General features: G+C 38.8%; 11 protein-coding genes. 5 read left to right on the forward strand and 6 right to left on the reverse strand.

All coding sequences use genetic code 11. From position 1 onward, the window contains the following. Nucleotides 1–52: 52 nt before the first annotated feature. The 3 genes from IPO27_15930 (at nucleotide 53) to lipB (ending at nucleotide 4,171) form a co-directional block, all read left to right on the forward strand. Entirely contained in the window at nucleotides 53–2,113 is a 2,061-nt protein-coding gene (locus IPO27_15930; GenBank protein ID MBK8847930.1) for a BatA domain-containing protein, read from the forward strand. Beyond that, nucleotides 2,101–3,378, forward strand: coding sequence for a dihydroorotase (locus IPO27_15935; GenBank protein MBK8847931.1), 1,278 nt, complete (start codon nucleotides 2,101–2,103; stop codon nucleotides 3,376–3,378). The genes IPO27_15930 and IPO27_15935 overlap by 13 nt, the downstream gene beginning before the upstream one ends. A gap of 97 nt (nucleotides 3,379–3,475) precedes the next feature. Then, nucleotides 3,476–4,171 carry a lipoyl(octanoyl) transferase LipB gene (gene lipB / locus IPO27_15940; GenBank protein ID MBK8847932.1) on the forward strand — a complete coding sequence of 232 codons (696 nt, stop codon included), beginning with the start codon at nucleotides 3,476–3,478 and terminating at the stop codon, nucleotides 4,169–4,171. On the opposite strand, the gene IPO27_15945 is transcribed toward lipB, so the two are convergent. From IPO27_15945 to IPO27_15955, 3 genes are all read right to left on the reverse strand, one after another. Beyond that, complete coding sequence (locus tag IPO27_15945) at nucleotides 4,163–4,651, reverse strand: GtrA family protein (protein ID MBK8847933.1); 489 nt, start codon at nucleotides 4,649–4,651, stop codon at nucleotides 4,163–4,165. The genes lipB and IPO27_15945 overlap by 9 nt on opposite strands. 161 nt (nucleotides 4,652–4,812) lie before the next feature. Continuing rightward, nucleotides 4,813–6,018: a hypothetical protein gene (locus IPO27_15950; GenBank protein MBK8847934.1), complete on the reverse strand. Its 1,206-nt coding sequence runs from the start codon at nucleotides 6,016–6,018 to the stop codon at nucleotides 4,813–4,815. Between the two features lie 50 nt (nucleotides 6,019–6,068). Continuing rightward, on the reverse strand, nucleotides 6,069–7,484 hold the full coding sequence (locus tag IPO27_15955) for a hypothetical protein (protein MBK8847935.1): 1,416 nt from the start codon (nucleotides 7,482–7,484) through the stop codon (nucleotides 6,069–6,071). Nucleotides 7,485–7,606: 122 nt separating this feature from the next. Here IPO27_15955 and IPO27_15960 point away from each other — a divergent pair, with 122 nt between their 5' ends. Then, entirely contained in the window at nucleotides 7,607–8,377 is a 771-nt protein-coding gene (locus IPO27_15960) for an AMP nucleosidase (GenBank protein MBK8847936.1), read from the forward strand. A gap of 9 nt (nucleotides 8,378–8,386) precedes the next feature. Then, the gene (gene holA / locus IPO27_15965; GenBank protein ID MBK8847937.1) at nucleotides 8,387–9,412 is read left to right on the forward strand and encodes a DNA polymerase III subunit delta; all 1,026 of its coding nucleotides are present in this window, start codon (nucleotides 8,387–8,389) and stop codon (nucleotides 9,410–9,412) included. Nucleotides 9,413–9,456: 44 nt separating this feature from the next. On the opposite strand, the gene IPO27_15970 is transcribed toward holA, so the two are convergent. Genes IPO27_15970 through mtaB form a run of 3 tightly spaced genes read right to left on the reverse strand, consistent with a single transcriptional unit; the run spans nucleotide 9,457 to nucleotide 12,789 of the window. Continuing rightward, on the reverse strand, nucleotides 9,457–10,263 hold the full coding sequence (locus IPO27_15970; GenBank protein MBK8847938.1) for an inositol monophosphatase: 807 nt from the start codon (nucleotides 10,261–10,263) through the stop codon (nucleotides 9,457–9,459). 3 nt (nucleotides 10,264–10,266) lie between these two features. Beyond that, nucleotides 10,267–11,454 (reverse strand): prolipoprotein diacylglyceryl transferase, encoded by a 1,188-nt coding sequence (locus tag IPO27_15975; GenBank protein ID MBK8847939.1) that lies wholly within the window; start codon nucleotides 11,452–11,454, stop codon nucleotides 10,267–10,269. 15 nt (nucleotides 11,455–11,469) lie between these two features. After that, a complete protein-coding gene (mtaB, locus tag IPO27_15980) occupies nucleotides 11,470–12,789 on the reverse strand; it encodes a tRNA (N(6)-L-threonylcarbamoyladenosine(37)-C(2))-methylthiotransferase MtaB (protein MBK8847940.1) in 1,320 nt (439 codons plus the stop codon). Nucleotides 12,790–12,842: the final 53 nt, after the last annotated feature.

Raw genomic sequence — 12,842 nt, forward strand, 5'->3', positions numbered from 1 at the left:
TTAGTACACTATTTTTCATTTATTACATCTTATACTACTTTAGCCGCCCAATATGATTTTGCTTGCACTAAACTTTTTATTTCCAGGCTTTGCCTGGGCACTGCTGGCGATTGCAATTCCAATTATTATTCACCTTTTTAATTTTCGAAGATTTAAAAAGGTTCCCTTTACCAATGTGAAAATGTTGAAAGAGATAAAGGAGGAGACCAATTCGCACAGACGCATCAAACATTTACTAACCTTAGCTGCGCGTATACTTGCAGTAAGCGCTTTGGTACTTGCATTTATGCAGCCATACATACCTGTAACCAATGCCATGGTGCAAAGTGCCGAAAGGGTGGTAAGTGTTTTTGTAGACAATTCATTCAGCATGGACCTGGCTGGCAAGGAGGGCACACAATTGCAGCAGGCAGTAAGCAAGGCCAAAGATTTATCGTTGGCTTATCGCCCAAGCGATAAGTTTCAATTGCTAACCAATGATTTTAATGCCATACAACAACGCTTGATTAGCCGCGAAGAATTTATAGAACAACTGGATCAGGTAAAAACTACAACTACTTCGAGAAGCTTGCGTGAGATTTATTTGCGTCAGCAAGAAGCTTTGCATGCTGCAGGCAATGCAAGTATGATCAGTTATATCATCAGCGATTTTCAAAAGTCAGCATTTGACTTTACAAACTTTACCGCTGATACCGCTGTACGCACCTCACTTATACATCTGCCTTCGCAAAGTATTAGCAATGTGTATATCGATACCGCATGGATGGAGAATCCGCTCATACGCATTAATCAGCCGGTTAATTTGCATGTAGTTGTGCGTAACTCCGGAGAGAAGGATTTAGAAAATATTCCACTAAAGTTATTTGTAAATAATACCCAACGTTCGCTGGCAAGTGTAAACATACCTGCTGGCATGGCGGTTACTTCAATTTTAAATTTTAGTTCTACTACTGGCGGGCTGCAACGTTGCGACCTTGGCATTACTGATTTTCCTATCACCTTTGACGATCACTATTATTTTAGCTTTGAAATTATTGAAAAAACTAACGTAGCTATTATTAATAATCAAGCACCTTCTCCTTATCTTCAAAGTGTTTTCAAAGCCGACTCTTCTTTCCAAATAATTAATCAGCTTGCTTCGCAAATTAATTATGATATTATCTCTAAAAGCGATGTGGTCATATTAAACGGGATTGTCAATCCCACCACGGGGTTATCTGCCGAGTTAAAAAAGTTTTCGGATGGTGGTGCAACAATCGTTGTTTTTCCTGACTCAGCCTCGGATATAAATGCGACCAACCAGCTATTGGGTAACCTTGGTGCCGATCAGTTAACATCCTGGACAAGCATTAGCGATAAAGTTTCAAAAATCGATTTGCAAAATCCGTTATTTAAATCCGTTTTCGACCGTGTGCCTGATAATATGGACCTGCCTATAGTAAGCGGATTTTTTGCCACGATACAAAACTCTACTTCGAAGCGCGAACCCATTTTGCAATTGCAAAATGGAATACCCTTACTTGCCAAGTATTCAAATGGAAGCGGGCAAACCTATGTGTTTACTACTACACTTAGCAGTGCAAACAGCAACCTTGTAAATCATGCACTTTTTGCACCTATAATGTATCGAATTGCTTTGTTAATTAACAGATACCGCGAGCCTAGCTATATTATTGGCCGCGATCAGTTTGTTTCGATTGATAAAAATGCAGTGAGTGGCGAAGAAGTATTTCATATCGTAAATCAGAAAAATAGCTTCGATATCATTCCACAACATCAAAGTGGCTCTACTGCTTTAACCATTTTCTTTAGCGACCAACTCAAGCATGCAGGTAATTACGATATCATCTTACGCGATAAGGCAGTGGCAAGTGTTGCCTTTAATTATAACAAGAGCGAGTCGCTACTGCAGTATTATAGTGCGGATGAACTCACTGAACAATTAGAAAAAAACAACATCCAAAGTATTTCGTTGCTCGAAAATGTAGATGCAGGTATCAGCAAACTGATAAATGAACAAAGCGAAGGAATTAAACTCTGGAAATATTGTATCATTGCAGCGCTTCTGTTTTTTGCTGTCGAAATATTAATTTTAAGATTGTGGAAGGCCTGAAACTACTGATTAAAAAAGTACAAGTAATTGATTCAAATTCTCCCTATAACGGGCAACTTGCAGATATTTTAATTGAAGGCAACAGAGTTACTGCCATCAACCAAATTCCCAAAGGAACATACGATAAACTCGAAGGCAATGGCCTTTATCTTTCTCCGGGGTGGATTGATATGCGTGTAAATTGTTGCGAACCCGGTATGGAACATAAAGAAGATATTGCAAGTGCTTGCGAAGCCGCTTTGCATGGAGGCTTTTGTAAAATACTTGCTATGCCAACTACCTTGCCTGTAGCAGATAATAAGGCTACCATCCAATTCATGATAAATGCTGGCTTCAATAAGCACGTAACGTTACTGCCTGCCGGCAGCATAACCATGAAGCAAGATGGAAAAGAACTAGCCGAAATGCTTGATATGAAACACGGAGGTGCAGTAGCTTTTACTGATTATAAAAATTCTGTTACAGATGCTTTGGTGATGAAACTTGCATTAACCTATTCTAAAAACATTGAAACCTTAATAATGCATCACCCGTTGAACAAGTCGCTCAGTAATCATAGTAACTGTATAAACGAGAGCGCAAATACGATGCAACTGGGTTTCAAAGGCTCGCCAGCACTGGCAGAAGCATTAATGCTACAGCGCGATATAGAATTGCTTAGCTATACCGGTGGTAGGCTGCATGTGTGCGGAGTTTCATGCAAGGAGAGTGTGGAAATGATTGCCCAAGCTAAAGCTCGGGGATTAAGCATAACATGTGATGTATGTATTCATAATTTGATTTTGGATGATAGTAAGCTTGCCGAATTTGATTCAAACTACAAAGTAAATCCACCACTTCGCAGCACAGGTGATATTGTTGCACTTATACAAGGTGTGAATGATGATACGATAGATGCCATAGTAAGCGACCATAGCCCACAAGATATCGAAAGTAAAAAAGTTGAATTTGAATTTGCATCACCGGGAATGATTGGAACTCAGATTTTATTTGCATTATACAATACCTATTTGTCAGATACTATTTCCCTTGAAAAATTTATTCAAAAAATAACTCATGGCCCTTCGAACATATTAAGCTTAACCGAAAATAAATTAGAGATGGGACAAGAAGCTGTGTTTACAATCTTTCAGGCAACGGATAAATGGACATTTGATGCTGCAACAAATAAGAGCAAAAGCAATAATTCGCCTTTTATTAATAAGGAACTGAAAGGTAAAGCAGTGGCCATTATAAACAAAGGAAAACTTGTAAGAGTTGATTAATATTAATTTTTCCCGCTTGTGCGCAGCGTTGTTATCGAACCATTTTCCAAATCCATTCAAAAAATAAATCACCTAATTTTTTCGAAATAACTTATTAATGTCGCAGCCAGAAGTACAATATCTTGATTGGGGTTTGATTGATTTTAAATCTGCCTGGGAGCGTCAAGAGCAATTATTGCAATCAATTATTGAGCGTAAAAAAAGCGATCCATCATCCAACCTGAATGCTACCCCTCACTATTTTATTTTATGCGAGCATCCACATGTATATACTTTAGGAAAAAGTGGTGATGAAAAAAACTTGCTCGCCAATAGTGAGTTGCTCGACAAGCAAGGAGCAACATTTTATAAAATTAATCGCGGAGGAGATATTACCTATCATGGCCCGGGGCAACTAGTTGGTTACCCGATACTAAATCTCGATGATTTTTTTCATGATGTGCATCAGTATATGCGTTACCTTGAAGATGTAATTATTAAATCGCTAAGCGATTTTAATATTGCTAGTGAGCGCTATACCGGATTAACCGGAGTTTGGCTTGATGCCGAAAAACCTAACGCGCGAAAAATTTGCGCCATGGGTGTGCGCCTTTCGCGCTGGGTAACCATGCATGGTTTTGCTCTTAATGTAAATACAAAGCTCGATTACTTTAGTAATATTGTTCCTTGTGGTATAACCGATAAAAAGGTTACCTCCATGCAGCAGGAGTTAAGCAGGCAGGTATCAATGGATGAAGTAAAACATGCTATCAGAAAAAATTTTGAATCGGTGTTTGGTGCTACCTTATGCTGATTTTTTTTTCTGGCGGTGTTGTCTGTGCTTAAGTTGTTTTTTGCTTACCATAAATGTAAAGAGTTTATGAAACATATAGCTAACCACACCAAGTGATAATGCCGAGAAAATACGCGCCACTGTAGGATACCACTCCAGCCTGTGAATAAGAAAACTCATTAAGCTATAATTTAAAAAAAATACTAAAAGCCCCACACTCACAAAGCGGAATAATTGCTTGTTTGTTTGTAAGCTCGATTCCTTAAATACGTAGTATTTGCTAATACCAAAATTAGTTACTAATCCACACGAGTAAGAAACAAACAATGCAATGGAAGGGGATGATACAGAAATGTAGTCTGTAATATCAAAAACGCGCATTTGCAGTACATAATGTAACATGATGTAGTACACCGAAATATCTACCACAGTTGCAACTCCTGCAGCCACAAAGTAGCGGAATACACGCGACTTAAAAAACGTTTGAATGATGATGCGCATAATAAAGCGCGCAAATGTAAATTAATTTTGTTCTGAGCCTATTACCCGCGAAGATTGCCCTGCCAACTCCTTTTATTTAAGCAATGCATCTGACTGCGCTTTGGCTTTGCTCAAGATATCAGCGCACTTGGCATCTGTTTCTTCTTTCATTTTAGAACTTTTTATCCGTTTCTTTTTAAGTTCAGCAGCAGCTTTTTTGCAGCAATTTGTGCTAACGGATTTTTTGCTTCGGCAACAAGCTTGTCAGCAGCTGCATATCCTTGCTTGCGCGCTGCTTCGGCAGCCGCATATCCTGCTTCGCGTAACGTCTTTACTTTAGCAGCTGCATCAGCCAATATCTTGTCAGCTTCGGCACGCGCTTTTGCTTTGCCATCATCTACCTGGTCTTTAACCTTATCTTTTATTTCTGTCTTTACTGTTTCTACTACAGTTTTTCCGGTGTTCTTAAAGTTGGTGGTAACAATAGGTTTGCTCATAGAGCCTTTTATTAAAACATCAACCGGTACAGGATCGGGTAGTTTTACACTAATCCCGGTTGCCCCTGTTAATTTTGAAAGTGCACCTTGGGCCGCAGCCTGTGCAGTTGATCCCATGGTTGATAAGGGTACAGCCAAATTCATGGTATAATCCAAACTCTGGTCTATACCTGACGATCCTTGAATTTTGGCAGTAGTACCGGCAAGGCTTGTCTCAAATGGTTTCACACTTATACGCCCGTTGGCAACATCAAAAGATAAATTTAAGTTGGCTAAAGAAAGTGATTTGTATTGATCCATTTTTAACTGGCTTGCAAGGCTCGACAGCGCATCAACATTATTCACCTTAACATTTTTTGATTTTAATAATCCATAAGCTGACAAGGTGGTAAGATCAGGCATCATGTATTGGTCAAGATTTCCGCTTGCATCAAGTGTAGTACTGAATTTGCCAAGGCACTTTTCCAATATCGGTGCAATTTTTCTTACCGTTATAAATGCCTGACTTGTTTGTAACAGGTCCCAGTCTATTATTTCCATCTTCATAGCAATGGCAGGTTTCTTAGGATTTTGAGGATTATAATTTCCATTAATTCTGAGTGTGCCATCCATCATGTTCATGGTTACATTTTCCATCATGGCCATTCCGTTGCGCAGTATGATGGTGCCTTTTACATTGGTAATGTTGTGTTTGTCGTACAATAGTTTCTTAATGTCTGATACTAAAGTTATATCGAGGTTAAGCGGAATTTCAATTACACTAAGCGTAGTGGTATCGTTTGCAGGTGCTGACGATTCTGAATTGCTCATCCACTCATTTAGGTTAATATAGTCCGAAGCTATGTTGAAAGTACCTTTTAGTAACTCATCTTTTAAATAGTAGCCAAGCACATTATCAATGCTTCCATTAGCTTGTATGGTTGTTTTTTTGCTTCCTGCTATTACATTATTAAGTGTAATATTTTTGGATTGAAAAGCATGGTCATCGTTTTAATAAATGCCGATGTATTGCTTGCCTTATCATCATAATTAAAGTCATTAATTTGTATAGTGCCAGCGGCATAAAAGGCCTCATATTTTTTTTGCTCAATGGATGCATAATTTCCCTTTGCTGTAAGATCTGCATCAATTAATCCATTAAGAGTAGTGCCTGACTCAAGAGGAATCATGTTTTTTATGCTACCCAGATTAAGTTTCCCTTTTAAGAATGCATCAATATTGGCATTGCTCACCGGGTTGGTTACGTACAAACGAGCATCCAATGGATTACCTCCCATTTCGAGATGCATTTTTTTCAAGTCAATAATGGTGTGGTCTGTTACTCCATCCGGATTAGTTATTTTCAAATCAACCAGCATGTTGTTTATTGATTGAGGCAGACCCGGGTATTTAAAATTACCCTTATCAATATTCAGGTTTAGCCCATACCCCGGCATTTGCTTGTCGTTATATATTCCTTTTACAAAACCATTCATGGCCAATTTTCCCGATGCAGTAACATCTTTGAACGAAGCAGAATAGACACCCGGAATAAGTGACATGAAACTTCTAAATTCATTCTTATTTACACCCCATTTTAAATCCATATCTATATCATTGCCTGGCATGGCCAACCAACCATCAACATGCAAGGGCAGGTCATTTACTGTAAGTGTGTTTTCTTTAAAAGTGAATTTGAAATTTTTCATATCCATATCGAGATCTGCATCTAACAGCGCTTTTGCTCCCGATAAGTATTTTATGCCACCATACCATGCACTTGTTTTTGCAATCTCACTTTTTGTGCTTAACACAAAAAGGTCTTGGGTAAAGTCGCCCTTGCCTTGATGAAATACCCGATCGAGCACCATTTTGAAAGGAAGCGTTTGGTCATCATAAACAATCCGGCCATCGGTAATTTCATATTTTTCAAGATTGAGTTTATAAGCACCCGATTCAGTTGCCGGGGCTGCACTGCTATCTTCTTTGGTAATGTTATAATTAGCTTTGCCATCTGGCAATACAAGTATATTGATAAAGGGCTTGGCAAGCGAAATGGAATTGATCGAAATATTGCTTCCTTTTAAAACACTCCATAGGCCGAGTTTTACGGTAAGATCATCTGCATATATTAATGTATCTCCTTCAAATTCGTTTTTGCCCGTTATGGATAAGGACTTAACCGACAACGAAAGGTTTGGAAAGGTTGTAAGTAGGGTAAGGTCAATATCTGAAAAATTTAATACTGCATTCAGGTTTTGGTTGGCCTCTGTTTTTATTGTATCTGCTATTTTACCTTTAAAAATAAATGGGATAGCGATTATAAATCCGATTAGTAAAATAAAAACCAGAGCAAGAATTTTGAATATGTTTTTCATAATTAAATTAATAGTTGGGGTGCAAAAATATTTTTTATTCGCGATTAAACAGAAGAATACTAGCGTTAAAGAATACCTTATTTATCAGCGAAAATTAATTCCTTTGCAAGAAATTGAAGGATATGGATAATAAAACCGCAATTGTAAGTGACTGGCTGCCTCGTTATACAGGTGCCGAGTTAAAGGATTTTGGCGAGTATATACTACTTACCAATTTCCAGCTTTACGTACAGAAATTTGCTGAGATGAATAATGTGCCGCTGAAAGGAATGGATAGGCCAATGCCTAATGCAACATACAACGGAATTTCAATCATTAACTTTGGTATGGGTAGCGCAAATGCAGCAACCATTATGGATTTGCTGAGTGCGGTTAGCCCTAAGGCCTGCTTATTTTTAGGTAAGTGCGGAGGTTTGAAAAGAAAAAATAAGTTAGGTGATTTAATTTTGCCCATAGCTGCCATACGAGGCGAGGGAACTAGTAACGATTATTTTCCACCGGAAGTGCCGGCCTTACCTGCCTTTAGTTTACAAAAGGCGGTATCTACCACCATTCGAAATCATAAAAAGGACTATTGGACGGGCACCGTTTATACTACCAACCGCAGAGTATGGGAGCATGACAACACCTTTAAAGCCTATTTGCAAAAACTTAGAGCAATGGCTATTGATATGGAAACAGCTACCGTTTTTATAACCGGGTTTGCCAATCAGATACCAACCGGTGCTTTGCTGTTAGTGAGCGATCAACCAATGATATCGACTGGTGTAAAAACTGCCAAGAGCGATACAAAAGTTACTGGCAAGTATGTAGATAATCATTTGGCCATCGGCATCGATTCGCTCAAAGAATTAATTAATAATGGAAACACCGTAAAACATTTGCGTTTTTAGGCAACTAATATGGCAACCGATACAGGACAGGAATTAATAAAAAAAGTAAAAGCAGGCTCCATTGCTCCGGTTTATCTTTTACAAGGGGATGAGCCCTATTTTATAGATGTGGTGAGCGATGCCCTTGAGCAAAATTTGGTTGACGAAGGCATGCGCGATTTTGATCAGATAGTAATGTATGGCAAAGATATTGACTTGCCCGGCATTATTGCCAATGCGCGCAGAATGCCTATGATAAGTCCGCGCATGGCAGTTATTATTAAAGAAGCGCAGGAGGTAAAATCGTGGAAGAAAGAGGAAGAGTGTGAAGCGCTAATTAATTATTTAAAAAAACCATCACCCACTACCACGCTTGTATTTGTTTTTAAAAGCAAGCCGCTTGACAAACGCACCAAGCTATATAAAACCTTTAAGGAAAAAGCAGAAATATACGAAGGTGCTAAGCTGAAGGAAGAGCAGATTCCACAATGGATAACCCAGTATCTAAAAGCACATAACCATACCATATCGCCCGATGCCAACCACATGCTTGCAGAGTATTTGGGTTCTGACTTAAACAAGCTAAGCAATGAGTTAGATAAACTCATGATAAATATAAAAGGAGGCGAACCTATTACTACCAAAGAAATTGAAAATAATGTTGGTATCAGTAAAGAGTTTAATGTTTTCGAATTACAAAAGGCACTCGCAATGCGCGATATTTATAAGGCTAATTTAATTGCAAATTATTTTGCTGCTAATCCCAAGTCAAATCCAATTGTTCTTACGCTGGGTGCTTTGCATAGTTATTTTACAAAAGTATTTTTGGTAGCCAATGCACCGGCAACTGGTAATGCAGAAATGGCAAAGTATGCCGGTATTTCTCCTTATTTTTTGAGCGAGTACCAAACTGCTGCTCGTAATTTTGATAATGCTAGATTGCGTATGATTGCTTCATGGATTAGAGATACCGACCTCAAATCAAAAGGAGTTGGCAACATCTCAACGGAAGACGGTGACTTGCTAAAGGAATTGGTTTGGAAAATATTACATTGAATTGCTTAAGCAATTCAAGTTTTTAAACATTCTGTGAATCTTCCTTATTTTTTCTGTTCAAATTTTTCTTTAACCACCGTTAAGAATTCAGCATGTATGTGCGTGTTGCTGGTGATAATTTCTTCGCCAAAAATAAAATCGTTGCCACCTTTAAAATCAGTTACTGTGCCTCCGGCATTTTCAACAATCAATGCGCCTGCTGCCACATCCCAGGGTTTTAGACCATATTCATAAAACGCTTCGAGCCTACCCATAGCCACATAAACAATGTCGGCACATGCGCTACCAAGTCTGCGCAGGCCATGCGAATTAACCATGCAATAGTCAAATACTTCCATGTAAGGGGATGCGCGGCTGTAGTCGGTGTATGGGAACCCCGTTGCAATAAGTGATTGATTTATTTTATTGATGGACGATACAGAAATCCTTGCACCGTTCATATAAGAAGGGGCATCTAACCAGGTATAAAAACATTCATCCAGGTTTACTTCATATACAACACCTACTACCAGTTTGTCGCCTTCTAATAATGCAATACTAACACAGTAGCATGGAAGTCCATGAGTGAAATTGGTAGTGCCATCAAGTGGATCTATTATCCATTTATAAAGAGACTGGTCAAGCACAGTAAAACTCTCTTCGGCAACAAAGGCTGCGTTGGGTAATAATTTGTCAAGCTCTTCAATAATCATATTTTCGGTGGCCTTATCTACATACGAAACAAGGTTGTGTAACCCTTTGTATTCTATTTTGGAACGGTCGAAATTCTTTGCTTCGGTGCGAATAAAGGAGCCTGCATCTTTTGCAATTTTACACACCTGCTCGCACAGATGTTGGTAATTCAATTTCATAAGTTAGGTGGTTGATTCATTTTTGTACAAGGCGCGCTCCTGTTGCTCTTTGTGGGTGTATATATAAATTAAACCAGCAATGCCACTTAGTACCATGATGCTTGAAATTAGTTCTGCCTGAGTAAAGGTTATGCCTGCAAAAGTTGAGGTGGTGTTAATGCGAATTTTTTCTATAAAAAAACGTTCAAAGCCATTGAATATTAAATATAGGCAAGTCATAACTCCTGCATATTTCAAGCGATGTCTTACATTCCACATAATCAGGAAAAGAAAAAAACAAGCAAGCACTTCGTAAAGCGGAGTAGGAAAAACGGGGTTTTCTAATTGAAAGCAATGCTTGCCTACACAATCTTCAATAGGAACGCCAACTGAATTTACATTATGAGGATAGGTGTATGACCAAAACCAGTCAGGCATAAAGCTGAGCCACGATGGTTTAGGCGAAAGATTATCTATTCCCCAGTCACCATCGCCCGACAACTGACAACCTGCGCGGCCAATAGAATAGGCCAGCATTAATCCGGGAACAATGGCATCACTAATGTGTATGCTTGGCTTAAGACCAATTTTGCGTGTATACCAAATTACTCCTACAGCTCCAAGTATAGCTCCACCATAAAATGTTAATCCGGCAAATGACATGATTGATTCAATCGGGTCATGATAGAATTCGTCCAGATTTTCAAGCATGTGAAATATTTTGGCACCTATAATGCCGCTAATCATAGCCGTAACTGTAATATTACTAACTGCTACTTGTGGTTGAAGCCGCTCTGTAACTTCACCGGTCTCGGTATTTTTTTGCTTCGTATATTCATAATAGCGATAGGCTGCAAATCCTATTGCACATAGAACTCCAAGCAGCCAATTGCCATCGGTACTTAATATAAAATCTTGTGGATTGTCAACGCATTGTGCATAATTGAAAATGCCATGCAAGAATTTAAATCCAACAATAAAACCAAATAAACCGGCACTTAAATAATCGGTAATAGCAGGTGCAGCTCCTTTTGTATACGTAACCGTATATGATGGCAAAAGTCCTTGACTGTATTTTCGCTTTAGCTCAAGGTAAAGTATATAAGCAGCAGCAACAAACGAAAGGCCCATCATAAACCCAAACATTTGAATGGGCAAGGGGATATTAATTCCAAAAATATCTTTAATCAGATCGCTTACGGTAGGATACACTATTCAGTATTTATTTTATGATAATTGAGGTTGCAATAATACAATGTTTGCTTCATTGTTCGACTCAATATAGGAAATGTTGCAATCTATCAGCTTGTTTATGAAATCAGCATTGTAATTGGTTTTTACCTTTATGTAATTAGATGTAAATCCATGCATATGCCCGTTTTTGTTATCGGCTTCAAATAGCACACGATGTGTCTCATGACGGTTTGCCTCTATAAAACCTGCATATTTTAAATGAGATAACGAACGGAGTTTATTGGTTCGTGCTTTGCGGATGTTGGGAGGTACCGCATCAGCTATGGTAGTAGCAAGGGTATGATCTCGTTCGCTGTAAGTAAAAACATGAAGATAGGAAACAGGTAACTGCTCTAAAAATTGATAGGTTTCGATAAAGTCATCATCAGTTTCGCCTGGAAATCCGGTTATCACGTCAACACCTATACAACAGTGCGGCATTTGTTGTTTTATGTATGCCACACGCGCTGCATATGATTCGCGCAAATAGCGCCTGCGCATTTGTTTCAAAATCTTGTTGCTGCCACTTTGTAATGGGATATGAAAATGAGGCATCCATATAGTTGATTGCGAAACGCAATCAATAATTTCATCGGTAAGTAAATTTGGTTCGATTGATGAAATGCGAAAACGGCAGTTGAATTTTTCTTTTTCAATTGCTAAAACCAATTTCGTAAAATCAGCAGTCCTTTTTCGTGAGATGGGGTCAATACCAAAGTCACCAAGATTTACGCCAGTAAAAATAATCTCTTGCGCCCCGGCTTCAATTGCCGAATGTATGCGGCTTATAACGTTGTCAATGGTATCGCTTCTGCTTGCTCCGCGCGCTAGTGGTATGGTGCAAAACGAGCAACTATAATCGCATCCATCCTGCACCTTCATAAAAACACGGGTGCGTTCTTCGCCCGAAGTAGCTGCGGTAAATGCAGTTACATCAGTTATTTCGCAAGCCTGTACGATTGTTTCGTCTTTCGAAAGCCGGTTAATATGTTCAACAATGCTGAATTTATCTTGCGCCCCAATTACCATATCTACTCCGGGTATAGTGGCTATCAGGTGTGGCTTTAATTGTGCATAGCATCCGGTAATTATTACAAAAGCTTCGGGGGCTTGTCGTTGTATTTTATTTACAATACTGCGGCACTCTGAATCTGCATTTTGAGTAACACTGCATGTGTTAATAATATACACATCGGCTGACTGTTCAAATGCTACTTTATGATAACCGGCAGTTTGCATTTGTTGTGCAATGGCTGCGGTGTCAGTAAAGTTTAATTTACATCCGAGGGTATGGTATGCTACGGTTTTTTGCATTGGGATGCAAATATAGTGATTGCAGCCGATGCACAAAGGATGCCGCTTAACGG

The organism is Bacteroidota bacterium, from assembly GCA_016714535.1.
In the GTDB taxonomy this organism is placed as follows: Bacteria; Bacteroidota; Bacteroidia; order AKYH767-A; family OLB10; genus JADKFV01.